Source organism: Brenneria populi, assembly GCF_036016195.1.
GTDB lineage: Bacteria > Pseudomonadota > Gammaproteobacteria > Enterobacterales > Enterobacteriaceae > Brenneria > Brenneria populi.
Window position 1 is genome coordinate 108,998 of record NZ_JAYWTM010000022.1, and the last position, 25,289, is coordinate 134,286.

The following is a 25,289-nucleotide window of genomic DNA, read 5'->3' on the forward strand; positions in this document are numbered from 1 at the left end:
ATGGGCCTGATGAAAAAAATCGGCATAGGTATTCTCGCTTTCCTGCTGCTGTTGCTCGTTACGCTGGTGCTGCTGGTGGGAACGACGCCGGGTTTGCATCTGTTGCTGAACGGCGCCGCGCGCTTTGTTCCGGGGCTGGAGATCGCCGGCGTCAACGGAGGCTGGCGCGACCTGACGTTGAAAAATATGCGTTATCACATGCCGGGCGTTACGGTTACGGCCGATGAGTTTCATCTGTCGCTGGCGCCGCGCTGCCTGTTGCGCAGTCAGCTTTGCATCAATGACCTGTCGGCGCGGAACATTGATGTGGCGGTAGACACAAAATCGTTGCCGGCCTCTGAGGAGGCGCCGGAGCCCAGCGAACCGCTGACCGAACTATCCGCGCCGTTTCCCATCGTTTTGCGTCAGCTGGCGTTAAATAACCTGCGCGTCACCGTAGACGATACGGCCATCTCGCTGGGCGAGTTCCGCACCGGCATTGAGTGGCGGGAACGGATGCTGACGCTGCAGCCGACCAAAATCGGCGCCTTGCTGATCGCGCTGCCGAAAACGCCGGTCGACGCGCTTGAGGACGGCAAGGCGACGGCGGCGGAAGTGGCGGCGGCCGTTAAAGAGACCGCCGCCGACGTGCGCGCGTCGATGGAAAGCGGAACGACGCGGACGATTGAGATTAATAAAACGCTATCCGGCGCGAAAACGCGGCCTGACGAGACGGCCGCCGCCGGCGAGAAAGGCGGGGCGGCGCAAGATTCCGCATCCGCCGCCGACGCCGCCCAGCCGGAACAACCCCTCGGCGAGCGTTTGGCGGAGCTGTTCGCCAAACCGCTGCTGCCCGACCTGCCGCAGTTTACCCTGCCGCTGGATCTGAATATTGCGGAGATCCACGGCGAGCAGCTGCGGCTGACGGGCGACCAGGACATTCTTATCTCCGATTTACGCATCCAGGCGTCGACCCAGGCGCAGCGCCTGAATCTGGAACGGTTTGTGGTGCAGTCTCCGCAAGGGAGTCTGAATTTACGCGGCAGCGCGACGCTCAGCGATAGCTGGCCGGTTTCCTTATCGGCCAATGGCGTCGTGAATGTCGATCCGCTGAAAGGGGAGAAGATCAGGCTCAGCGTCGACGGCGGCCTGCGCGAAAAACTGAATGTGGCGCTGAATCTGTCCGGTCCGCAGCGCGCGCAGCTCAATCTGCAAACCGAGCTGGCGCAGGCGGGACTGCCGCTGGGGCTGACGCTGAAAACCGATCGGATACGCTGGCCGTTAACCGGAGAGCCGCAATATCAGGCCGATAACCTGCAATTGCAGCTAAGCGGCAAGGCTACGGATTACACCCTGTCGCTGCGCAGTGATTTGCGCGGCGCGGGCCTGCCGCCGGCGGCGCTGTCGCTGGATGGCGGCGGCAATGTGCGCCAGTTCACCCTGGCGCGCCTGCGCCTGTCCCTCCTCCAGGGGAATGCCGATCTCAGCGGCGTGGTGGACTGGAGCCAAGCCGTCAGCTGGCGCAGTGAGCTGTTATTGAGCGGCATCAATACGGCGAAACAGTGGCCGGACTGGCCGGCGAAAATTGACGGCAAGATAGCCACGCGCGGCAGCCTGTACGGCGGCAGCTGGCAGCTGCAGGTGCCGGAGCTGCGTCTGGACGGCAATGTGAAGCAGAATAAGCTGTCCGCCAAAGGCGAGCTGCGGGGCAATGCCGCCGGCCAGTGGCAAATTCCGGGGCTGAATCTGGCGCTGGGATCTAACCAGCTGAAGGTTAAGGGGGAGCTGAACGATAAGTGGCAACTGGACGCCGATATCAATGCGCCGTCGCTGAACGGCACGCTGCCCGGGCTGGCCGGACGCGTGCTCGGTACGTTGAAGCTGCGCGGCAATCTGCGTGAACCGCAGATTTTGGCGGATCTCACCGCGTCCGGCCTGCGTTGGCAGGAGATAACCATTAGCCGCATCAAGGTGGACGGCGACGTGCGGTCCGAACAGCAGATTCAGGGCAAGCTGGCGCTGCGGCTTGAGCAGTTGCATCAGGAGGGGCTGGATATCGGCCTGCTGACGCTGGAGGCCGGCGGCAATGAAAAACAGCATCAGCTGCGCCTGAATATGACGGGCGAGCCGGTATCGGGACAGCTGGCGCTCTCCGGCAGCTTCGATCGCCAAACTCAGCGCTGGCGCGCCACGCTGAGCAATACCCGCTTTGATACGCCGGTGGGCGAGTGGCGTTTGATGCAGGCGCTGGCGCTGGATTACCAAAATATCCAGCAGAAAATCACTATCGGCACCCATTGCTGGCGTAATCCCAACGCCGAGCTGTGCGTGCCCAAAGCCATTGAAGCGGGGGCCAGCGGCCAGGCGAGCATCAGATTAAACCGCTTCGATCTGGCGATGCTGAAACCGTTCCTGGGCGAAGATACCGCTTTGGCGGGCACTTTTACCGGCGGGGCCGACGTAAGCTGGCAGCCGGGGCCGGGCTTGCCGCAGGCGAAAGTGACGCTGGCGGGCAACGGCGTCAACATCCGCCAGCAGGTGCAGGGAAAAACGCTGCCCGTCGCGTTTGAGACGCTGACTCTGAACGCCGGTATCGATCGCGGCCGCGTACAGCTCGGCTGGCTTATCGCCATCAGGGACAACGGCCGCTTTACCGGCAACGTACAGATTACCGATCCGCAGGGAAGACGTAATCTCGGCGGCAATGTTGCCATCAACGGCATCTCTCTGGCGCTGCTTACCCCGATATTGCAATCGGGGGAGAAGGCCACGGGCACGTTGAACGCCGATTTGCGTCTGGCGGGCAATGCGGCCAGCCCCCAGGTGTTCGGCCAGATGACGCTGGAGCAGTTTGATCTGGACGGCAACTGGATGCCGATCGATCTGACTAACGGCCGCCTGGCGATGAATTTCAACGGCATGTCCTCAACGATGCAGGGTTTTCTGAAAACCACCAACGGCCAGCTAAACCTGAGCGGGAATGCCAACTGGGAAAAACCGGATGCGTGGCGGGCGCGCATCGCGGCCAAGGGGGAGAAGATTCGGGTCACCGTGCCGCCGATGGCGCGGCTGGACGTTTCGCCGGATATTGAGTTCGACGCCTCGCCGCAGCTGTTCGCGCTCAATGGTTCGGTCAGCATTCCCTGGGCGCGCATCGTGGTTAACGAACTGCCCGAAAGCGCGGTGGCGGTGTCGTCGGATGAGGTTATGCTGGATGAGCAGCGTCAGCCGCTGGGGAACGCCTCCGCGTCTATTCCCATCAACAGTAACCTGACTATCCGTATCGGCAACGATGTCCGGCTGGACGCCTACGGGCTCAAAGCGAGTTTGCAGGGCGATCTGAAAATGACGCAGGATGAGCGCGGTCTGGGGATTAACGGGCAGGTCAATATTCCTTCCGGCCGTTTCAAAGCCTACGGGCAGGATCTTATCGTGCAAAAAGGGCAGATTCTGTTCTCCGGTCCGCCGGATCAGCCGGTGCTGAACATCGAAGCCGTGCGTAATCCCGAGAACACCGCGGACGATGTCACCGCCGGGGTGCGCGTCACCGGGATGGCGAGCGCGCCCAAGCTGGAAGTGTTCTCCGATCCCACCATGTCGCAGCAGGAGGCGCTCTCCTATCTGCTCAGAGGCGAAGGGCTCGATAGCAGCGGAGCCGATAGTTCGGCGATGACATCGATGCTGATCGGTTTAGGGGTTGCGCAAAGTGGTCAAGTTGTGGGTAAAATCGGCGAGGCTTTCGGGGTAAGTAATTTAGCTCTGGATACACAGGGCGTTGGCGATGATTCACAGGTGGTCGTCAGCGGTTACGTTCTTCCCGGCCTGCAAGTTAAATACGGTGTTGGCATATTTGATTCTTTGGCGACGTTAACGCTACGTTACCGCTTGATGCCAAAGCTATACTTGGAAGCGGTGTCTGGTATCGATCAGGCATTAGATGTGCTCTATCAGTTTGAGTTCTAGCGATGCGAATTATTGTCTACGGCAGTTTACGACGCAAACAGGGAAATAGTCACTGGATGACCAACGCGCAGTGGTTGGGGGATTGTCAGCTCGCCGGTTACGAGCTGTACGACCTCGGCCATTATCCGGCGGTGGTGCCCGGCGACGGAGAGATTTATGGTGAAGTTTATCGCATCAGTTCGTCGATCCTGGCGGAGCTGGATGCACTAAAACGCGACGGTCACGAATACCGGCGGGAGTTGATCGACACCCCGTTGGGGAACGCCTGGATCTATTTATACCAGCATTCGGTGACCGGGCTGAAGCGAATCGCCAGCGGCGACTGGCTGCAGCGCGACGAAGCGTAGCGGCCGCAGTCAGGCAATATCGCCAACGCCGCGCGGGCGGCGTTGGCGTTTGTCGGCGCTAGCGGTTTTTACCCCACCGCTGCCACATTATCGCCGGCGCGATTATCAAACGCTCCGCCGGTGAAGACGCGCGGCGTGCCTCCTCCCGTCACGATTCGATCCCCATTCGTCACGGGTTTTTTCCCCGGCAATAGGGGGAATACCAGCTCGGCGAAACGGATAGACTCTTCCAGATGAGGATAGCCGGACAGTACAAAGGTATCCACGCCCAGATCGACGTATTCCTGCAAGCGCTGCGCTACCGTCTGTGGATCGCCCACCAGCGCGGTACCGGCTCCGCCGCGAACCAATCCCACGCCGGCCCAGAGGTTGGGACTGATTTCGAGCCGATCTTTCTTACCGCCGTGTAAGGAGGATATCCGCCGCTGGCCCACGGAATCCTGGCGGGCGAAATTCGCCTGCGCTTTGGCAATCGTTTCATCATCCAGATGCTGGATTAACCGCTCTGCCGCCTGCCAGGCTTCATCATTCGTTTCCCGTACAATGACGTGCAAACGCACGCCGAAACGAACCCGGCGGCCATATTTCGCGGCTTTTGAGCGTACGTCGTCGATCTTCTCTTTTACTGCTTCAGGCGGTTCCCCCCAGGTTAGATACGCATCCACCTGCTTGCCGGCAAGTTCATGCGCGGCCTCGGAGGAGCCGCCGAAATAGAGCGGGGGAGAGGGTTTATTTTCAGAAGAGTAATAATTTCTGGCATTCCTGGCCTGAATATACTTCCCGTCGAAGTTGACGGTCTCGTCGTTAAATAATTTTTTCCACAGCGTAATAAACTCATCGGCCAGTTCATAACGCTGGTCGTGCTCTAGGAATACGCCCTCCGCGGCCAGCTCATCGGCATCGCCTCCCGGCACCACATTAAGCAGTAACCTGCCGTGTAAGGCCTGATCCAGCGTAGCGGCCTGTCTGGCGATGACCACGGGATGCGCCGTTGAGGTGCGTAAAGCGACCAACAGCTTAATCCGGTTTGTCACGGGAATCAGGCTCGACGCGGTAATCCACGGGTCAAGGTTGCCGCTGCCGGTGGGAATCAACAGACCGTCGTATCCCAGGTTTTCTGCCGAAACGGCAATCTGCCGTAAATATTCATTGGTCGCATAACGCCCGGCGGGAGATTTACCCAGATAACGCGTGTCGCCGGACGTGGGTAAAAACCAGAAAATTTCTGTGCTCATATCATATCTCCTTGACTCTATAAGGAATTAATCCGCCGGTATGCGCGGGGCAACATCACTATTGATAGCGTTATCCGACGGTGGCCGTATGACGCGGTTATGGGTTAGGGCCTTGAGGCTTATCCTGCGACCAGCGAGCCTGGTTGATATCGACTTTCACCGGAATCAAACCCACGTCGGTAAACGTATCGGCCAGCGTCTGCTGCTGACGGATAACCTCATCGGTTATGCGTTCGGTGCCGAAAGGCATACGCGCCAGCGCGCGCAGCCATATCGGCTGCGGCAGGCCGGTGCTTTGCGAAAGCACCCGCGCCACCTCGTCATGATTTTCGTTGGCCCAAACGCTTAGCTGCGCCAGCTGTTCGATGACCAGCTCGGCGATGTCGGGATGGTTTTCAGCGAAGCGCCGGCTTGCGAGATAGAAGGTGTAGTGCGGGACAAGACCTTCGGCATCCTGAAGCCGGCGCGCGCCGGCATGGGTTTCAACCTCCGCGTAGAACGGGTCCCAGATTACCCAGGCATCGATGCTGCCATTCTGGAACGCCGCCCGCGCATCGCTGGGCGTCAGGTAGACCGGCGTAATATCGCTATAGGACAGCCCGGCTTTTTTCAGCGCTTCAATAAGCAGATAATTCACATCCGACCCCTTATTCAGGGCCACCCGTTTGCCTTTAAGGTCTCTGACGTTTTGCGCCGTCGATGCTTGCGGCACCACGATCGCTTCGGTCTTTGGATTGGGGATGTTGTGCGCCAGATAGATCAAATCCGCTTTAGCCGCCTGGGCGAAGGCGGGGGGCGCGTCGCCGGTGGCGGCAAGATCGATGCTGCCGACGTTGAGTCCCTCCAGCATTTGCGGACCGGCGGGAAACTCGATCCAGCGGGTGGCGATGCCTTTCTGCTTCAGCGCTTCGTCGAGCGTGCCGCGGGATTTGAGCAGCGCCAGAATATTGGCTTTTTGAAAGCCGATATTCAACTGCCGGAGCGGCGGTGTCTCCGCCAATGCCTGACCGAATATTCCCAGCGCCGCCAGCGCGATTATCACGCGCAGAAAGCGCCGTGCTAAAACAGATCCGTAATTCATAAAACCGCCCGTTTATCTGTAGTGAAATATCTAAAAATCCCGGCAGGAATTAAAATGAACCGCCTGGATTAACGTTAATAATTTTTAGTGCGCGTTGCCGGTGTGTTTATTGATATGCTCTAAATCATTCGAGCCGCGGCAAGGCGTATGCGAAGGACAAATTCGGCGGGAACGAATTTATCCGGCCAGCGGCCAGGCCAACGCTCATGCGGCTTGAAATATGACGCGTGTATTTAAAAACAGAGATCGCCTCATCCCGTCACCCGAGATAAGGCTAACGTTGTAAGAGGCCGCCGATATTGTCAAAGTAAAAGATTGGTATTACATAGGATATTTAATTATTAACGATATAAAATATTGCCAATAATCTCTGTGTTCTAATATTGCGGTGTGAAAAAGGTTTGTCGTAGCGTAATTCGCTAAAACGGACGAGCTGGCATAACCTTATTTTTGTACCAATTGAAAGACTTTTCTTGCCGCCGAATACCGTTCTTTAATTAAGGATAATGTTAAGCGCGATGCTTTGCGGCGGATATTGCGCGGTGGGATCTATTCGGAAGGCATGCCGGCTGGCGCCGGCATGCCGCAGCATCGAATGCGGCTTTTACTTTTACGGCGGGCTTATTTCTTGGCGCGTTCGAAAGAGGCGACGATTTCCGCTTTGGCGGCTTCGGCGTTATCCCAGCCTTCTACTTTCACCCACTTGCCTTTTTCCAGATCTTTATAGTGTTCAAAGAAATGGGTGATCTGCGCCCGCAGCAGTTCCGGCAGATCGTTGACGTCTTTGATGTGATCGTACTCTTTCGTCAACTTGCTGTGCGGCACGGCGACCAGCTTGGCGTCTTCGCCGGATTCGTCGGTCATTTTCAGTACGCCGACCGGACGGCAACGGATAACCGCGCCCGGCTGCAACGGATACGGCGTCGGCACCAGCACGTCGACCGGGTCGCCATCCAGAGACAGAGTGTGATTGATATAGCCATAGTTGCATGGATAGAACATGGCGGTAGACATGAAACGGTCTACAAACAGCTCCCCGCTCTCTTTATCAACTTCATATTTGATCGGATCGGCGTTCGCCGGGATTTCAATGATGACGTAGATATCTTCCGGCAGATCTTTACCCGCCGGGACATTATTCAGACTCATGTCGGTTTCCTTCTCTATTAAACCTGAAATGGCGTGGCGGTCATTATAGCCAAAACGCGCCTGATGTCCTCATTTTTAGCGCCCGCCGTTTTCCCCAAAGCCGCGCCGCGCGGCGCGCAATGAGTGATAAGCGAATGTAACAAACTTATTAATTCGTTATTAAGTTACTAAACCCCACGGCGGGTTAAAGATTGAGATATCGGCATCCGATAGATGGCTGGTGCGAATGGCGTGAGCCGTTTGCTGCTTTTATAGGATTGATGTTTATATATTCAGGAGGAAATGATGTTGAAAAACATCACCATTAAGGTGAATTTGATCGCGCTGCTCGGTGTGATGGTGTTGCTTCTTACGCTGGTTAGCGCCATTGGCATTAGCTCTATCGATCGGGGGAAGAGATCGCTTGCGACGATTGACAAAATTCAGGGCAAAGAGCTAAGCGCGCTGGCGGGCAGTTACACCGCCTCGCTGCGCGCCCGCACGGGGGCGGCGCTGGCGGCCCGACAGATGGTGGCCGGCGAGCTTATTCAGGCCCAGGAGTCGGTGGAGCGGGCGCAGAACTATGCGCAGATCTCTCGTCAGGAGATGGCCCGCTTCATCGAATACGGCGCGGTGACGGATCACGGCAAGAAGCTGTTGGAAGACATCAGAAAACAGTACGCCATCTATATCGATATGGGTATTCAGCCGATGCTTGACGCGCTGAAGCGCAGCAACGTGGATGAATATTATAGCCTGCTGCAAAACGTGGTTCCGCCTCTCAGCGCGGACATGGATAAAGCCAATAACGCTTTCCGCGATTTTGCCTTGCTGGTCGGGCAGGAGATGGTCGCTGAAGCGGAATCCTTTGCCTCCGGCCGGTTGATGACGATCGGCGTCGCCTGCGCGCTCACGCTGCTTATGGCGCTGCTTGCCTGGGTTGTGCTGAAGCGCCTGGTGCTGCTTCCGCTTAGCGGCGCCGTAGAGCAGTTGGAATTTATCTCGCAGGGCGATTTAACCCATCAAATTGAAGAGGGCGGCAACAATGAGATCGGCCGCCTGTTGCGATCGATGAAAACCATGCAGCACTCGCTTTCTCTGGCGGTGGGTCGGGTGCGCGACGCTGGCGGCCAGATTGACATCGGCACCGGCGAGCTCTCCATCGGCAATACGCATCTGGCGGCGCGTACCGAAGAGTCGGCGGCATCCATTGAGCAAACCGCGGCCAGCATGGAACAGCTGAATGCGACGGTAAAGCTGAACGCGGAGAATGCCGAGCAGGCCTATACTCTGGCGCAGAATGTCGCCGATATCACCGAGCGCGGCGGCAATGCGGTCGGCCAGATGGTCGAGAAGATGGGGTTTATCTCCCAAAGCTCGGCGCGCATCGCCGATATTCTGGCCGTTATCGACGGCATTGCTTTCCAGACCAACATCTTGGCGCTGAACGCGGCGGTGGAAGCCGCCCGCGCCGGCGAACAGGGGCGGGGATTCGCGGTAGTGGCCGGCGAAGTGAGAAACCTGGCGCAGCGCAGCGCGCAGTCGGCCAAAGAGATCAAGGCGCTGATGCTGGACTCTCAGGACCGGGTGCGGGAAGGCACGGAAATGGCGGAAATCGCCGGCGGCATAATGAATGAGGTTTCCGATGTCGTGACGCATATGACCACGCTGATGCGGGAGATATCCAGCGCGTCGCGTGAACAGAGCCACGGCATTGAACAAGTGAACGTCGCGGTGTCGCAGATGGATGAAGCGGCCCAGCAGAATGCGTCGCTGGTGGAGGAGTCGGCGGCGGCGACGCGTTCATTGGAGGAGCAGGCGCGTCAACTGGCGGAAAGCATGGCCGTATTCAGACTGTCGCGTCAGGAACCGGTGGCGATAGGCCAGCATTAAATCCGACGGTTCGGCGTTATCAACCGGCCATTCCCGCGCGGCGGGAGTGGCTATTTTTTTCCGGCGTCCGCATCGTCAGCGCGCTTTTTGCCGCGCAGCTTGCGCCAGATTTTACTTTCCTGCCCACGCCACAGGCGCTGAATATTATCGTGGTGACGCACCAATATCAGGCAGGAGAGCATGGCGACCGGGAAGGTAAACTGAGGCTTAAACCACCAGACGTAGAACGGCGCGATCAGCGCGCTGACGATCGCCCCAAGCGATGAGTAGCCGCTGAGCAATACGGTAAGCAGCCAGGTTCCCGTCATCAGGCCGGTAAGGTCCCAGCCGATTGGCGCAATGGCGCCGAACGCCGTGGCGACGCCCTTGCCGCCGCGAAAATGAAAAAATACCGGATAGATATGGCCGAGACAGGCGGCAATGGCGGTCAGCCCCAGATATAAGGGGGAAACCCCCAGCGCATACGCCGCCCAAACGGGCAACATTCCTTTCAATATGTCGAAGACCAGCACGGCGGCGGCGACGCCCTTGCCGCCGATACGCAACACGTTGGTGGCGCCGGGATTTCCTGAGCCATGCTCTCGCGGGTCCGGCAGTCCGGCGATCCGGCAGACCAGAATCGCGCTGGAGATAGAGCCACACAGATACGCGATTAATATCATACCAAGCGCGGTAGCACTCATAACGAGGTTCCGTTTAATAGAAGGCGGTTTAATAGGGGTCGTTTTACTCTTCGCATCCGTGGATAATACGCATATTCCGTCGGAAGTGGTATCCGACAACGACAAAAACAGAGAATGGCGTGATGGATATCGTATTTATTGAAGAGCTTACCGTAGTGACCACGATTGGCGTTTACGACTGGGAACAGACCATCCGACAGAAATTGGTGTTCGATATCGAAATGGGCTGGGATAATCGCCGCGCGGCGACCAGCGATGACGTAGACGACTGTCTGAGTTACGCCGACGTCAGCGACGCCGTGATTACGCTGGTTGAAGGCGGGCGCTTCGCGCTGGTTGAACGCGTGGCGGAGGAGGTGGCGACAATGCTTATGCAGCGTTTCTCCATCCCCTGGTTGCGCATTAAACTTTGTAAGCCCGGCGCCGTGGCGCAGGCGCGTCAGGTCGGCGTAATTATTGAGCGCGGAACGCGATAAATCTGATTTTTTTGCAATAATACTGATTTGCGCGCAACAAAAACGTAATCTGTAAGGTCTATAACACCCGAAGCGGCTCGCTAGGCAGCGCTGCCGCTTTTTTATGGCGGGTATCCCTGCCCGCCGCAAGCGGCGTTGATACGTCGCGCCGTTCCCGTTCTCGCTTTCAGACCATGTCCGCGCTACGTTTTTTATGGTCTAACGGTTTTATCATACGCAAGGTATTTTAGATGGCAGATCTGCACTCACTATTTATTGCATTTATTCTCGGCGTCGTTGAGGGATTGACAGAATTTTTACCCGTATCTTCCACCGGCCATATGATTATCGTCGGCCACTGGCTCGGGTTTGCGGATGACAAGGCAAAAACGTTTGAGGTGATCATCCAACTAGGCTCCATTCTTGCGGTCGTCGTGATGTTCTGGCGCCGTTTGTTTGGCCTGATCGGCATCCATTTTGGTCAGGTTCCCCATGAAGGCCACAGCGCCGGCCGCTTAAAGCTGAGCCATATTCTGCTGGCGATGATCCCGGCGGTGGTGCTCGGCCTGGTTTTTCACGATGTGATAAAGTCGCTGTTCGAGCCGAGAAATGTCATGTACGCGCTGGTCGTCGGCGGTTTCCTGCTGCTGGCGGCGGAGTGGTTGAAGCCCAAGCATCCCCGCGCCGTCGGGCTGGATGATATTACCCATCGCCAGGCATTTATGATCGGCTGTTTTCAATGCTTGGCGCTCTGGCCGGGATTTTCCCGCTCCGGCGCCACCATTTCCGGCGGGATGCTGGTGGGCGTGAGCCGCTATGCGGCGTCGGAGTTCTCTTTTATTCTGGCGGTTCCCATGATGATGGGCGCGACGGTGCTGGATCTCTACAAGAGCTGGCATTTTCTGACGCTGGGCGACCTGCCGATGTTCGCGGTGGGTTTTGTCACGGCCTTTATCGTGGCGCTGATTGCGATTAAAACGTTCTTACAGGTTATTAAGCGTATCTCTTTCGTTCCTTTCGCTATTTACCGTTTTATCGTCGCCGCGGCGGTTTATATGGTGTTTCTGTAACCGGCCCGGAGTAAAAAAAACACGCGACGGCGTAATGCCGATCGTTTAAGCATCGAGATACACGGGGCGACCACCGGGGTGAGGCGTCCCTACGGGAACCTCCCCCTGTGTTTCCCCTAAAAACCGGCTTAAGTGAACGGCATTAACGCGACGGCGTGGCTTTTTACCTTTCGGCGCTTATGCCGTCGGCGCGGCGTCGTCCGCCTGCGCCGCCTTCCACTGCTCCAGCGCCCTGATACGGCGACGATGAAGCTCGTTGCGCACTTCCACACCCTGAAAACCATCGGCGACGACGGCCGCGCTGGAAACGTTGCCGGCGACGCGAAAGGCGGCGCGCAAATAATCGCCCTGCGGATAGGCGGTTTCTTCGAAGCCGGTGCGCCCGCGGGCATCGGCTTCGCTGGCGATGGCCAACTGTTCCACGCGCTGCGGCTTACGCCATACGTCAAGGGCGTCAAACAGCTTCAGCAATGTTTTCGGCTGCAGTGTCTGAACCGTGTGCACCAGATCGTGATATTCCGCGACCAGTTTCGCCAGATCGCGGATAGGGTTGGGAATACGCAGCCGCAGACATAGCGCCTCAACCAGTTTTACTCCGGCCGGCCCATGTCCGTGATGCCGCGGCCAGAGTTCGGGCGGCGTCAATCCTTTGCCAAGATCGTGACACAAGACGGCGAAGCGTATGTCAACATCCGGCGTAAGGCGCGCGGCGATGGCCAGCGTCATCAGCGTATGAATGCCGGTATCGATTTCAGGGTGCCATTTGGCCGGCGCCGGAACGCCGTAGAGCTTATCGATTTCAGGAAACAGCACGCCGAGCGCGCCGCACTCCCTGAGTACCTGAAAATAGACCTGCGGGGATGAGGTCGCCAGCGCCTTTTCGGTCTCTTTCCAGACGCGCTCCGGCGTCAGATAGGCGAGTTCGCCCTCGCGCGTCATTTTTTGCATCAGCGCCCTGGTTTCCTCGGCAATCTGAAAACCGAGACTGGCGAAGCGGGCGGCAAAACGCGCCACGCGTAATACGCGCAGCGGATCTTCACTGAAAGCGGCGGAAACATGGCGTAAGATGCGCTGTTCCAGATCGCGGCGGCCATGATAGGGATCGATAAACTCTCCCTCTTCCGTGCGGGCGATGGCGTTAATGGTCAGATCGCGGCGCAGCAGGTCCTGCTCCAGCGTAACGTCCGGCGCGGCATGGCAGACAAAGCCGGTGTAGCCGTTTCCTGATTTTCGCTCGGTACGGGCCAGCGCATACTCCTCATGGCTGACCGGATGCAAAAATACGGGAAAATCCTTTCCCACCTGCCGATAATCCTGAGCGAGCATCTGCTCCGGCGTTGCGCCAACTACAACCCAATCTCGTTCGGTAACGGGCAGATTAAGCAGACTGTCCCGTACTGCACCGCCGACAAGGTAAATATTCAACGTCGGGCTCCTGTGAATGCGTCGTCATATTCACGACATATTACCATTTTGCGCGCCGTGCCGTTACCGACGGCGGATCGCGTTAACTCATCCAGCGGTCATTCTTTTTCCGGCGCGGGATAATGTGCGGCAGCACCAGGCCCAACAGCAGCCCGGCGCCGGCCACGCCGCCGCCGTACAGGAACCATTGGAGAATAATGGTCCGCTGTTTATCGTCAAGCTGGACGTTCGCGGCGCTGACTTTCTTCTGAGCCACGATGAGCTGATTCTTCAATTCCTGATTTTCGTTATGTAACCCGTTAATAATCTCGTCGCTGGCGGAAACTTTCCGCTGCATTTCCGCCGTACGCTGGTTCCAGCTTTGATCGATGTTTTTCAGCTTGTCCGTCAGCTCGCTAACCTGATTTTCCAGTTCGGGCACGCGGGTTTTCAGACTCGGCGTTTCGCTCAGCTGATCGAGCGCGATCCAGCTGGTGCGGTTTTTATCATCAAGGATCTGCGCATAGCCCGCTTCCTGATTCGTCGCGAGAACCGTCACCGGCGTGCCGGCCTTCAGCGTGCCGACAATGCGGTATTGATTGCCCGGTCCGCTGTGGATATAGGTCAGCAGTTCATCGGAAATATAGCGTTTTTCCTCGGCATGCGCGGTCAAACTTAGCGTAAAGGTCATTAAGGTAAAAAAAATCAGGAATAATTTCTGCATAAGATCATCATGTTGCGTGAGTCATAGGATGATAGTAGAGGCTTAAGTCTGACGAGGCAATGATTAAACCTGAATGAGAACTTTCTCACTCTTGGTTCGCCGGCCGTTCTCCCGCGCGGTGCGAGACGTTTTTGTCGCGGCGCGGACGCCGTTTATTCTCATCGCCGCCCGTGAAGCGTCGTCGGCCGCCGCAAAGGTGGCAAGGTGAAGTAAAATGTTATTTACTGAGGTAAATTTCATGGAGTTGGAATCCGGCCTGGTAAATGTTATGAGTGAAGAAATCGAACTGAAATTTATTGTTCATCGCGACGGCGTCGAGTCGCTGCGCAAACAGCTGTCCGACTGGCGAAGCGAGTACAGTCGCGTCGAACATCTGCATGCCCGGAGGCTGACGAACACCTATTATGAGACGGCGGACCGCTTCCTGCGTAAACAGGGCATCGGCCTGCGCATTCGCGGTGAGGACGAACGCTATGAAATGACGGTGAAAACCGCCGGTAGGGTGATCGGCGGACTGCATCAGCATCCTGAATACAATATCGCGTTGGAAAAAGCGGCGTTGGATCTTAGCCTGCTGCCGGCGGATATCTGGCCTGAAAACTGCGATCCCGGCGCGCTTCAGCGCGCTCTTAATCCGCTGTTTAGCACCGACTTTACCCGTGAAATGTGGGTAATCACTTACCACCAAAGCGTGATTGAGGTTGCGCTCGATCGCGGCGAGATTCGCGCAGGCGAACTCAGCGAACCCTTGTGCGAACTTGAGATGGAGCTGAAGCTGGGACAGACGGCGGATCTGTTCGAGCTGGCGGCGGAGATCGCCGAGTTCGGCGGTTTGCGTCAGGGAAGCCTCAGTAAAGCGGCCCGCGGCTATCATTTGGCGCAGGGCAATCCGCCCCGCGAATGCCGTCCGGCGGGCATCCTTATCCTGGAGCCCAAGGCCACTATCGATCGCGCCATCGGCGCGGCGCTGGAATACGCGCTGAGCCATTGGCAGTATCATGAAGAGTTGTGGGTGCGCGGCAACGCCGAGGCCCGCGGCGCGCTGCCGCAGGCCGGCGCGCTGATGCGCGAAATGCTGGTGCTGGTCGGCGGCGTGATTCCCCGCAAGGTGACGACCCTGTTTCGCGCCGCGCTTGCCAGTCTGGAGGAAAAGGTTCAGGGGCCGGGAGAGGCGGAAACCCTCTGCTACAGCGTGGAGTATCTGCAAAGTAAGCTGGCGCTTACTTCATGGCTGGTGGAGGCCGGCTGGCGCAGCCATATGGATAATAAGGAGCGAATCAAGCTGCAGGGCTCTTACAAACGCTTTGCCGACATCATGCTGGGACGCAGTTGCGCCGAGCTGAAACACACGTTCAGCGGCCCCCTGAGCGAGACGCAATATGTACAGCAACTGCCCCGTTTGCGGCGCAATATTTGCGCCCTCCGGCTGCTGTCCGGCGCCTATCCGGCCGAACAGGTTGAGGCGTATATCGAGCGCTGGCGCGCCTTAATCCAGTCGATTGCGTCGCTGTCGGTCGAGCGCTCGCCGTCGCCGTATCTGGAAGCCTGCCGCAAACAGGCGCTGGCTCAACCGCCATTCTGGTTACACAGCGCCGGGAATATACACTGAAAATAATTCGCGCCGCAGGACAAAACGCCATCGTTTTGCCGCGTATCGTATTACACAATGCGCCAGCGGCTTGCAGTATGGACGGGTATCACCGTTAACCGCGTTTACCGCCATTGATGGCGGATAACGCCTCAAGGGAATCACCATGCCGACACCTTCTTTGCCGCCTTTGCCTCCGCTATTGGCGGAGCAGTGCCAACGGGTTTTATTACGTCAGCAGGCCGCCGCCGACCCGGCTTCGGCTGCGGAGAGCGAGCTCGCCGTTCTGGCGATGAGCGATTTCGTCAGCGACGCGCTGGCGCGTTACCCGGAGTGGCGGCAGGATATTCACCGCCTGCCGCCGCAGCCGGAAGAGTGGCGGCATTATCCCGAGTGGCTGAATCGGACGCTGAGCGCGATCGATGACGAAACGGCGCTGATGGCGGCGCTGCGGCTGTTTCGCCGTCATATGCTGGTCAGGATCGCCTGGTCGCAGACGTTGCGGACCAGCACCACCGAACAAACGCTGCGGCAGCTCAGCGAACTGGCCGAAACGCTGATTATCGCGGCGCGCGACTGGCTGTATCAAGCCTGCTGCCGGGATTGGGGCGTGCCGGTCAATGCGCAGGGCGTTCCCCAGCCGCTGCTGATTCTGGGCATGGGAAAATTGGGCGGCGGCGAGCTGAATTTCTCCTCCGACATAGACCTGATTTTCGCCTATCCGGAGAGCGGCCAAACCCGCGGCGGACGGCGCGAGCTGGATAACGCGCAGTTTTTTACCCGCTTGGGGCAGCGGCTGATCAAGGCGCTGGATCAGCCCACGGTTGACGGATTCGTCTATCGAGTGGACATGCGGCTGCGTCCGTTTGGCGATAGCGGCCCGCTGGTGCTGAGCTTTGCCGCGATGGAGGACTATTACCAGGAGCAGGGAAGGGACTGGGAACGCTATGCGATGGTGAAGGCCCGTCTGCTGGGCGGGGCGCAAGACGAATACAGTCAGGAACTGCGCAGCATGCTGCGGCCGTTTGTCTTTCGGCGCTATATCGATTTCAGCGTTATTCAGTCGCTGCGCAATATGAAGGGCATGATTGCCCGCGAAGTTCGCCGGCGGGATTTGCGCAACAATATCAAATTGGGCGCGGGCGGCATTCGTGAAATCGAGTTCATCACCCAGGTCTTTCAACTTATCCGCGGCGGGCGCGAGCCGGGGCTACAGCAAAGGGCGCTGCTGCCTACGCTGCATCATATCGGGGAGCTGGGGCTGTTGGCGCAGCCCCAGGTCATGGCGCTCAGCGCGGCATACCGTTTTCTGCGCCGCCTGGAAAATCTTCTCCAGGCGATTGCCGACGAACAAACCCAGACGCTGCCGGATGATGCGCTGAACCGGTCGCGGCTGGCGTGGGGCATGGAAGTTGACGGCTGGAGCGAGCTGGAACAGGCGCTGGCGCGGCATACGCTCTCCGTCCGCCGGGTATTTGACGAGTTAATCGGCGATGACGCGCCGGACAATAACGATATTCCCGAACACGGCAGCTATTGCAGCCTGTGGCGGGATAAATTGGATTATGCCGATCTGGCCTTGCTGACTCCGCATCTCACGGAAAGCGTGCGGGAAAAACTGCTGCGCCAGGTGGTCGATTTTCATCATGATGTCTCGAAGCGTACCATCGGTCCGCGCGGGCGCGATGTGCTCGATCAACTGATGCCCTGCCTGTTGGCGGAAGTGTGCGCCCGGAAAGACGCCGACATCATTTTGGCGCGTCTGACTCCCCTGCTGCTGGGCATCGTCACCCGCACGACCTATCTGGAACTGCTGCTGGAGTCGCGGCCCGCGCTGGCGCAGCTCGTTCGGCTGTGCGAGGCCTCGCCGATGGTGGCCGGTCAGTTGGCCCGATACCCGCTGCTGCTGGATGAGTTGCTCGATCCCGCTACGCTCTATCAGCCGACGGCGCCGGAAGCCTATGCCGATGAGCTGCGCCAGTATCTGATGCGGGTGCCGGAAGACGATGAGGAGCAGCAGCTGGAGGCGGTGCGTCAGTTCAGGCAGGCGCAGCTGCTGCGTATTGCCGCCGGGGATATCGCCGGGGTACTGCCGGTAATGAAAGTGAGCGATCACTTAACCTACCTGGCGGAAGCGATCATCGCCGCGGTGGTGCAGCAGGCCTGGTCGCTGATGGTGGCCCGTTACGGTCAGCCCTCCCATCTGAGCCAGCGCGAAGGGCGCGGTTTTGCGGCGATCGCCTACGGCAAGCTCGGCGGCTGGGAGCTGGGTTACGGCTCCGATCTGGATCTGGTGTTCCTGCTGGATTGCCCGCCCGATGTTATGACCGACGGCGAACGCAGCATCGATGGCCGTCAGTTTTATCTGCGGCTGGCCCAGCGCGTGATACATCTGTTCAGCACGCGCACCTCATCGGGCATTCTGTACGAGGTGGATGCGCGCCTGCGGCCTTCGGGCGCGGCGGGCATGCTGGTCAGTACGATCCAGGCCTTTGACGATTATCAGCATAGCGAGGCCTGGACCTGGGAGCACCAGGCGCTGGTGCGGGCGCGGATGGTTTACGGCGAAAGCGACATTCAGCGGCAGTTTGAGAACATTCGGCGCAACATTCTTTGCCGCGAGCGCGATGGCGACAAGCTGCGCGCCGAAGTGCGTGAAATGCGCGAGAAAATGCGCCAGCATCTGGCGAACAAGGACAAGAACCTGTTCGATCTGAAAACGGACGCCGGCGGGATCACCGACATTGAGTTTATCGTCCAGTATCTGGTGCTGCGCTATGCGTCGCAGGAGCCGCGCCTGACGCGCTGGTCGGACAATGTGCGCATCCTTGAGATGATGGCGCAGTATGGGGTGATGGAGGCGCGCGAGGCCGACGCGCTGAAGCAGGCCTACGTTACCCTGCGCAATGCGCTGCACCATCTGGCGCTGCAGGAGATCGCCGGTCGGGTGGAGCAGGATAAGTTTATGGCCGAGCGGCGACAGGTTGTGGAAAGCTGGAATAAATGGCTGGGCTGAGAGACGCCGCGCATTCCGCTTAGCCGGCGTGCGCTTTTTAATGGTAATAATCAGTCCTGTGATATTATGACGCGCATTATGCGAAATGAGCTTGGAGTAGGGGATGAAAGTTACGCTGCCTGATTTCCGCCGTGCGGGCGTATTAGTGGTTGGAGACGTGATGCTGGACCGTTACTGGTACGGGCCCACCAGCCGTATTTCACCAGAGGCGCCGGTGCCGGTGGTGAAGGTGGATACCATAGAAGAGCGCCCGGGCGGGGCCGCCAACGTGGCGATGAATATCGCATCCCTGGGCGCGCTTTCACGATTGGTCGGCTTAACGGGGATCGATGACGCCGCGCGGGCGCTGAGCGCCAAACTGAACGAAGTCAACGTGAAGTGCGATTTCGTTTCGGTGCCCACGCACCCGACTATTACCAAACTGCGCGTGTTGTCGCGTAATCAGCAGTTGATCCGGCTGGATTTTGAAGAGGGTTTCGACGGCGTCGATCCGCGGCCGATGATTGAGCGCATCCAGCAGGCGCTGCCCAATATCGGCGCGCTGGTGTTGTCTGATTACGCCAAAGGGGCGCTCACGCATGTGCAGGAGATGATCCGGACGGCGAAAGCGGCGGGCGTACCTGTGCTGATCGATCCGAAAGGAACCGACTTTTCCCGCTACCGCGGCGCGACGCTGTTGACACCCAACCTGTCCGAGTTCGAGGCGGTGGCCGGGCGCTGTAAAAATGAAGAAGAGCTGGTGGCGCGCGGCATGCAGCTGGTGGCCGATTACCAGCTGTCGGCGCTGTTGATCACCCGCTCCGAGCAGGGCATGACGCTATTGCAGCCGGGCAAAACGCCGCTGCACCTGCCGACCCAGGCGCAGGAAGTGTATGACGTAACCGGGGCCGGCGATACGGTCATCGGCGTGTTGGCCGCGGCGCTGGCCGCCGGCAATCCGCTGGAAGAGGCCTGCTTCCTGGCGAACGCCGCCGCCGGCGTGGTGGTCGGCAAGCTGGGGACGTCGACGGTCACGCCGATCGAACTGGAAAACGCCATTCGCGGCCGCTCGGAAAGCGGATTCGGCGTGATGAGCGAGCCGCAGTTGAAAGAGGCCGTAGCGCGCGCGCGCCAGCGCGGCGAGAAGATCGTCATGACGAACGGCTGTTTCGATATCCTGCATGCGGGGCACGTCTCCTATCTTGCCAATGCCCGTAAGCTGGGAGACCGGCTGATTGTCGCCGTCAACAGCGACGCCTCGACCCGCCGCCTAAAAGGGCCGACCCGGCCGGTGAATCCACTGGCGCAGCGGATGATCGTATTGGGGGCGCTGGAGTCCGTCGACTGGGTGGTGGCGTTTGAGGAAGATACCCCGCAGCGCCTGATTGCCGAAGTGTTGCCGGACATTCTGGTGAAGGGCGGCGATTATCAGCCGCATGAAATCGCAGGCAGCGAAGAAGTGTGGGCCAACGGCGGCGAAGTCAAGGTGCTGAATTTTGAAGACGGCTGCTCCACCACCAATATTATTAATGCCATTAAAGCCGGTAAGTCTGAGTAACTGACTGAAACAGGTATGAATCCATTGAATTTAGCGTTAGCCGAAGTACGCGAGGCTAACTCGCGGATAGCAGAACTGCGCACGCTGTTGCGCCACCATGAATATAAGTATCACGTGGAGGATGCGCCGGAAATTCCCGATGCCGAATATGACCGGCTGATGCGCGAGCTGAAAAGTCTGGAAGAGGCCTATCCCCAGTTGGTGACCGGCGACTCGCCGACCCAGCGCGTGGGGGCCGCGCCGCTGGCGGCGTTCGAACAGGTGCATCATGAAGTGCCGATGCTGTCGCTGGACAACGTATTCGATGAAGAGAGCTATCTGGCGTTCAGTAAACGTATCGGCGATCGGTTGAAAAACGCCGAAGACCTGACGTTTTGCTGCGAGCTGAAGCTGGACGGCCTGGCGGTCAGCCTGCTGTACGAAGATGGCGTGCTGGCGCGCGCGGCCACGCGCGGCGACGGTAGCACCGGCGAGAACATCACCGCTAATATTCGTACCATCGGCGCGATCCCGCTGCGTTTGCGCGGGGAGAATATTCCGCGCCGTCTGGAAGTGCGCGGCGAAGTGTTTATGAAGCACAGCGGTTTCGAAAAGCTGAATGAAGAAGCGCGCCGCGTCGGCGGCAAGGTCTTCGCGAATCCGCGCAATGCGGCGGCGGGTTCGTTGCGCCAGCTCGATCCGCGCATCACGGCGAAACGTCCGCTGACCTTTTTTTGCTATGGCTGGGGGCTGCTGGACGGGGGCGAACTGCCCGGCAGTCATTGGCAGCGTTTGATGCAATTCAGAGACTGGGGGTTACCCGTCAGCGACCGTATCCAGCTCTGCACCGGCAGCCGAGAAGTGCTGGATTTTTACCGCCGCGTCGAGCAACAGCGCGGTTCGTTGGATTTTGATATCGACGGCGTGGTCATCAAGGTCGACTCGCTGGCGCTACAGGAGCGTTTGGGGTTTGTCGCCCGGGCGCCGCGCTGGGCGGTGGCGTTTAAATTTCCGGCTCAGGAACAGCTGACCTGGGTGCGCGACGTTGAATTCCAGGTCGGCCGTACCGGAGCGATTACGCCGGTGGCGCGCCTGGAGCCGGTGGCGGTGGCCGGGGTGATGGTCAGCAATGCGACCTTGCATAACGCTGACGAAATCGAGCGCCTCGGGATACGCATCGGCGATCGGGTGATTGTGCGCCGGGCCGGAGACGTTATTCCGCAGATTGTCGGCGTGGTGGAGGCGGAGCGTGCGGAAAATACTCTGCCGATCCTGTTCCCCACGGCGTGTCCGGTGTGCGGTTCCGATGTGGAGCGCATCGAAGGCGAAGCCGTCACCCGCTGTACCGGCGGACTGATCTGCGGGGCGCAGCGCAAAGAATCCCTGAAGCATTTTGTCTCCCGCCGCGCGCTGGATGTCGAGGGAATGGGGGATAAGATTATCGATCAACTGGTGGAGAAAGAGTACGTCAAAACGCCGGCCGATCTTTTCCGGTTGAGCGCCGGGATGTTAACCGGTCTCGATCGCATGGGGCCGAAGTCGGCGCAAAACCTGGTCAACGCGCTGGAAAAAGCGAAAACCACCACGCTGGCGCGCTTCCTGTATGCTCTGGGGATCCGCGACGTCGGCGAGGCGACGGCGGCCAATCTTGCGGCGCATTTCGGTTCGCTTGAGGCGCTTTTCGCCGCCGGCGAGGAGGCGTTGCTGGACGTTTCCGACGTAGGAACGGTGGTGGCGACCCATGTGCGTCATTTCCTTGAGGAAGAGCACAACCAGAAGGTGATCCGTGAGTTAACCGATCCTGAGGGCATCAATATCCATTGGCCGGCGCCGGCGGCGATCCGGGTTGACGAGATCGATAGTCCGTTTGCCGGCAAGACGCTGGTGCTGACGGGGTCGTTGAGTCTCTTATCCCGGGATGAGGCCAAAGATCGGCTAACGGCGCTGGGGGCGAAGGTTAGCGGCAGCGTATCGAAGAAAACGGATATGGTGATTGCCGGCGAAGCGGCGGGTTCCAAGCTGGCCAAAGCGCAGGCGCTGGGGATTCCGGTGATCGACGAGGCCGAAATGATCCGTTTGCTGGGAGAGTAATCCGTGGAAAAAGAGGACCTGATCGAGATTGCCAATATGCGCATGCCGTTTGGCAAATATCAGGGACGCGCGCTTATCGACCTCCCGGAAGAGTATCTGCTGTGGTTCGCCCGTAAAGGCGAGTTTCCGCCGGGGCGCCTGGGCGAGCTGATGCAAATCACGCTGACAATCAAGATAGAAGGCCTGCAAGGGCTGATTAAGCCGTTGAAAAAGAGCGGCAAGGCATAAGCGTTATGCCTTGCGCGCTACGGCTACGGATCGTTAGGCATAAACGTTGATCTGATTGTCGTCCGTCGGGCGGTTAACGCCGTCTGCCTGGGCGGAAAGACTGTTCTTATCCGAATCTGCTTCTTCAACCGACTGCTGCACCTGGGCGCTTTCCTGCGCCTGCTGCGCCTGAAGCTGGGCGATTTGCGCCTCGATCACCTGGATCTGGGCCTGCAACATCTCGCTTTGCGCTTCCGACGTTTCGTCTCCGGATGACGAGACGTTTTTAAGCTGTTCCGTTAATTTTTCAAGCTTTTGAGTGAGTTGATTAATCTTCTGGGCATAGCTTTGCGAATCGCTGCCTGAAGATGACGCTGCTGATGAAACTGCACTTATGCTGGACATTGATCCTCCTGATAACGCGCATGTGTGAATCGATTATCGGCAACGACGCTTTTTTATTGAGGATAGCCGAGTTATCAAGTCGCAAGGCCGCCGTTAATCTTGAGTAATAGGCGTAACAAGATATGTTTGCCGCATGTCGCCGCGCTATTTTTACCATCGGCCGAGCATCGCTAGCCATAGAGAGATAACGTTATTAGATGTAAAGATCGAGCCGATTATTCCCCGACGCCGCATCGGGCGCATTCACGCTTTCCGACGCGTTTTCAGCGGTCGCCGCCGGAGGGACCGGCTCTCCTTGCTGTAAAATCGCTACCTGAGACTGGAGAGCGACCAGCTGCGCCTGAATAATCTGCTTTTGCTCCTGAATCTGCGTCTCGCTCGGGCTGTCGTCCCCCCCCGCGGCGGGAGCGCTGAGCTGCGACAGCTTGTCGTTAAGATGGCTGATGCGCTGATTAAGCTGGGTGACCTGCTGATCGGCGTCGCTGGCGGTGTTGGATGTGATCGGCGCGATAGAAGAGACTAAAACCAAAGCAATGGAAGATGTAGACATTGTTTTATCCTCAACGTAAAAATTCCTGACGGCAACCTTACTACTATCGGTTAAATTTCGCCCGGCTTTAATGTTTTGAAACATTAATCAACGTCCATAAACATGGATGGCGCTGTTTAAGCGTTTCGCCTGGTTATTTAACTCTTCCGCGGTTTCCGTCGATTGCGTCACCATATCCGTATTGCGCTGCGTCATCTCCTCGATATGGGCTATCGACGTATTAATTAGTCCCAGCGCCGACGTTTGCTCGTGGGAAGCATGGCTGATCTCTTTGATCATCGTCGAGACTTGCAGCACCTCATTCACCATATCGCTGATATGTTTGCCGGCATTCTCCACCATCTCTCCGCCCGACTTAACGCTTTTGACGTTGTCGTCGATCAGCGTTTTGATCTCTTTCGCCGCCGATGCCGAGTGTTGGGCCAAATTTCGGACTTCCGCCGCCACCACGGCGAACCCCTTGCCTTGCACCCCGGCCCGCGCCGCTTCAACGGCGGCGTTCAGGGCCAGTATATTGGTCTGAAAGGCGATGCTGTCGATCACGCTGATGATATCGACGATTTTATTGCTGGCATGGGAAATGGAATCCATCATGCCGCTGGTCTCTTTCATTATCTCCCCGCCGGCGACGGCCGTCTGGCTGGCGGTTTCCGCCATCTGCGTCGCTTGCGCGGCCGTTTCGGAACTCTGCTGAACCGCGGCGGTGATTTGTTCTATGGCCGCCGCCGTTTGCTGCAGGTTGGCGGATGTCTCCTCCGTGCGGCTATTCAGCGCGATATTGTTTTCCGCCAGCCTGCGGCTGACCTCGGTCATGCCTTTTACCTGCGTGCCGACATCATCGACCAGGGAGTGCAGATTGAGTCCGAATTGGTTGACGACCCGCAGCAGCAGGCCGATTTCATCAACCCGGTTCAGGCGCATGGCTTTTCCCTTGCGCCCGGAAACCACATCCTGGGCCTGTTGCAGAATCATTTTCAGCGGCCGGGCGATTTGCCGCTGCAAAAGAGCATCCAGCAGCAGAATTAACGGCAGCGTCAGCGCCGTCAGCCAAAGCGCATTCATGCCGCCGAGCGCCAGTAACGCCGGAGCGCCGCCGGCGAACAGCACCGCCAGCCGTAAGCGCCAGCGAACGGACAGCTTTTGCAACAGCGAAAGCGGGGAGAATATTCCGGTTCGAATCACCAAGCCTTTATATAATTTACGTTTCCCGGCCTGATTTTTCTTCATCGCGGCATATAAAGGCTCCGCCAGTCTGATTTCATCCGCGCTTGGCGTATTGCGTACCGAGATATAACCTGTAAGTTTATTTTGATGATAAACCGGCGTGACGTTCGCTCGCACCCAATAATAATCGCCGTTATTACGACGGTTTTTTACCAGCCCGGTCCAGCTGTCTCCCTGTTTTAAGGTAAACCACATGTCTGCAAATGCTTCGACCGGCATATCCGGGTGGCGCACAATATTGTGCGGCTGACTGAGCAATTCTGATTCGGAAAAACCGCTGACGTTGATAAACGCGGAATTAGCGTAGGTAATATGGCTATTCGTATCTGTTGTCGACATTAAGATGGTATCCATGTCCAACAGATACTCCTGCTGCGTAACAGGCGTATTTAATCTCATCGAAAACCCCGGCGTGTTAATACCCGTATCGATTTGCGGTTGCAGCCGATATTAGGGTAATTGCTGTGTAAATTAATCAATATTTATTAAGTAAGCCTATATTCCCGCTATTATTGTTGCCATTTTGTTGGTCTATTGTGAAAATTGGTAGGAATATACGCCGTCGATTATAATAAACGTTATGTTAATTTTTTATGACATCCGACGTTCGGCGGCAGACTTCTTTTTAAGGCGAGTGTCTGAATATATTCATCATCATGTCAAGTATTGTAAATTTATGATGACGGCGATCCTGATGTCAACGAGTTCTTTAATTATTAAAAAAAACAAT

General features: G+C 57.9%; 19 protein-coding genes. 10 read left to right on the forward strand and 9 right to left on the reverse strand.

Going from position 1 to position 25,289, the window contains the following annotated elements:
- Positions 1–3,942, forward strand: coding sequence for an autotransporter assembly complex protein TamB (gene tamB / locus VSX58_RS17830; RefSeq protein ID WP_327619307.1), 3,942 nt, complete (start codon positions 1–3; stop codon positions 3,940–3,942).
- Between the two features lie 2 nt (positions 3,943–3,944).
- The gene (locus VSX58_RS17835; protein ID WP_327615447.1) at positions 3,945–4,289 is read left to right on the forward strand and encodes a gamma-glutamylcyclotransferase family protein; all 345 of its coding nucleotides are present in this window, start codon (positions 3,945–3,947) and stop codon (positions 4,287–4,289) included.
- 68 nt (positions 4,290–4,357) lie between these two features.
- On the opposite strand, the gene ssuD is transcribed toward VSX58_RS17835, so the two are convergent.
- The 3 genes from ssuD to ppa form a co-directional block, all read right to left on the reverse strand.
- A complete protein-coding gene (ssuD, locus tag VSX58_RS17840) occupies positions 4,358–5,524 on the reverse strand; it encodes an FMNH2-dependent alkanesulfonate monooxygenase (RefSeq protein ID WP_327619266.1) in 1,167 nt (388 codons plus the stop codon).
- Between the two features lie 97 nt (positions 5,525–5,621).
- Positions 5,622–6,605, reverse strand: a complete 984-nt coding sequence (locus VSX58_RS17845; protein WP_327619267.1) for a sulfonate ABC transporter substrate-binding protein — start codon at positions 6,603–6,605, stop codon at positions 5,622–5,624.
- 621 nt (positions 6,606–7,226) lie between these two features.
- Entirely contained in the window at positions 7,227–7,754 is a 528-nt protein-coding gene (ppa, locus tag VSX58_RS17850; protein WP_327615450.1) for an inorganic diphosphatase, read from the reverse strand.
- A gap of 285 nt (positions 7,755–8,039) precedes the next feature.
- On the opposite strand from ppa, the gene VSX58_RS17855 reads away from it, so the two are divergent.
- Positions 8,040–9,626: a methyl-accepting chemotaxis protein gene (locus VSX58_RS17855; RefSeq protein WP_327619308.1), complete on the forward strand. Its 1,587-nt coding sequence runs from the start codon at positions 8,040–8,042 to the stop codon at positions 9,624–9,626.
- A 50-nt stretch (positions 9,627–9,676) separates the two neighbouring features.
- On the opposite strand, the gene plsY is transcribed toward VSX58_RS17855, so the two are convergent.
- Positions 9,677–10,309 (reverse strand): glycerol-3-phosphate 1-O-acyltransferase PlsY, encoded by a 633-nt coding sequence (plsY, locus tag VSX58_RS17860; protein ID WP_327619268.1) that lies wholly within the window; start codon positions 10,307–10,309, stop codon positions 9,677–9,679.
- A 122-nt stretch (positions 10,310–10,431) separates the two neighbouring features.
- Here plsY and folB point away from each other — a divergent pair, with 122 nt between their 5' ends.
- Both folB and bacA read left to right on the forward strand, forming a co-directional pair.
- Complete coding sequence (gene folB / locus VSX58_RS17865; RefSeq protein ID WP_327619269.1) at positions 10,432–10,785, forward strand: bifunctional dihydroneopterin aldolase/7,8-dihydroneopterin epimerase; 354 nt, start codon at positions 10,432–10,434, stop codon at positions 10,783–10,785.
- 230 nt (positions 10,786–11,015) lie between these two features.
- Positions 11,016–11,834: an undecaprenyl-diphosphate phosphatase gene (gene bacA / locus VSX58_RS17870; RefSeq protein WP_327615453.1), complete on the forward strand. Its 819-nt coding sequence runs from the start codon at positions 11,016–11,018 to the stop codon at positions 11,832–11,834.
- A 177-nt stretch (positions 11,835–12,011) separates the two neighbouring features.
- On the opposite strand, the gene VSX58_RS17875 is transcribed toward bacA, so the two are convergent.
- Both VSX58_RS17875 and VSX58_RS17880 read right to left on the reverse strand, forming a co-directional pair.
- Positions 12,012–13,259: a multifunctional CCA addition/repair protein gene (locus VSX58_RS17875; RefSeq protein ID WP_327619270.1), complete on the reverse strand. Its 1,248-nt coding sequence runs from the start codon at positions 13,257–13,259 to the stop codon at positions 12,012–12,014.
- An 82-nt stretch (positions 13,260–13,341) separates the two neighbouring features.
- Positions 13,342–13,962: a TIGR04211 family SH3 domain-containing protein gene (locus VSX58_RS17880; protein WP_327619271.1), complete on the reverse strand. Its 621-nt coding sequence runs from the start codon at positions 13,960–13,962 to the stop codon at positions 13,342–13,344.
- A 268-nt stretch (positions 13,963–14,230) separates the two neighbouring features.
- Here VSX58_RS17880 and VSX58_RS17885 point away from each other — a divergent pair, with 268 nt between their 5' ends.
- The 5 genes from VSX58_RS17885 (at position 14,231) to VSX58_RS17905 (ending at position 22,401) form a co-directional block, all read left to right on the forward strand.
- A complete protein-coding gene (locus tag VSX58_RS17885) occupies positions 14,231–15,571 on the forward strand; it encodes a CYTH domain-containing protein (RefSeq protein WP_327619272.1) in 1,341 nt (446 codons plus the stop codon).
- Positions 15,572–15,716: 145 nt separating this feature from the next.
- Positions 15,717–18,566, forward strand: coding sequence for a bifunctional [glutamate--ammonia ligase]-adenylyl-L-tyrosine phosphorylase/[glutamate--ammonia-ligase] adenylyltransferase (gene glnE, locus VSX58_RS17890; protein WP_327619273.1), 2,850 nt, complete (start codon positions 15,717–15,719; stop codon positions 18,564–18,566).
- Positions 18,567–18,669: 103 nt separating this feature from the next.
- Positions 18,670–20,103 carry a bifunctional D-glycero-beta-D-manno-heptose-7-phosphate kinase/D-glycero-beta-D-manno-heptose 1-phosphate adenylyltransferase HldE gene (hldE, locus tag VSX58_RS17895; protein WP_327619274.1) on the forward strand — a complete coding sequence of 478 codons (1,434 nt, stop codon included), beginning with the start codon at positions 18,670–18,672 and terminating at the stop codon, positions 20,101–20,103.
- Positions 20,104–20,118: 15 nt separating this feature from the next.
- Entirely contained in the window at positions 20,119–22,173 is a 2,055-nt protein-coding gene (ligA, locus tag VSX58_RS17900) for an NAD-dependent DNA ligase LigA (RefSeq protein WP_327619275.1), read from the forward strand.
- 3 nt (positions 22,174–22,176) lie between these two features.
- Positions 22,177–22,401: a DUF3820 family protein gene (locus VSX58_RS17905; protein WP_327619276.1), complete on the forward strand. Its 225-nt coding sequence runs from the start codon at positions 22,177–22,179 to the stop codon at positions 22,399–22,401.
- A gap of 33 nt (positions 22,402–22,434) precedes the next feature.
- On the opposite strand, the gene VSX58_RS17910 is transcribed toward VSX58_RS17905, so the two are convergent.
- From VSX58_RS17910 to VSX58_RS17920, 3 genes are all read right to left on the reverse strand, one after another.
- Positions 22,435–22,785 carry a FlxA-like family protein gene (locus tag VSX58_RS17910; protein WP_327619277.1) on the reverse strand — a complete coding sequence of 117 codons (351 nt, stop codon included), beginning with the start codon at positions 22,783–22,785 and terminating at the stop codon, positions 22,435–22,437.
- Positions 22,786–22,978: 193 nt separating this feature from the next.
- A complete protein-coding gene (locus tag VSX58_RS17915) occupies positions 22,979–23,335 on the reverse strand; it encodes a FlxA-like family protein (protein WP_327619278.1) in 357 nt (118 codons plus the stop codon).
- Positions 23,336–23,422: 87 nt separating this feature from the next.
- Complete coding sequence (locus VSX58_RS17920) at positions 23,423–24,958, reverse strand: methyl-accepting chemotaxis protein (RefSeq protein ID WP_327619279.1); 1,536 nt, start codon at positions 24,956–24,958, stop codon at positions 23,423–23,425.
- Positions 24,959–25,289 lie beyond the last annotated feature (331 nt).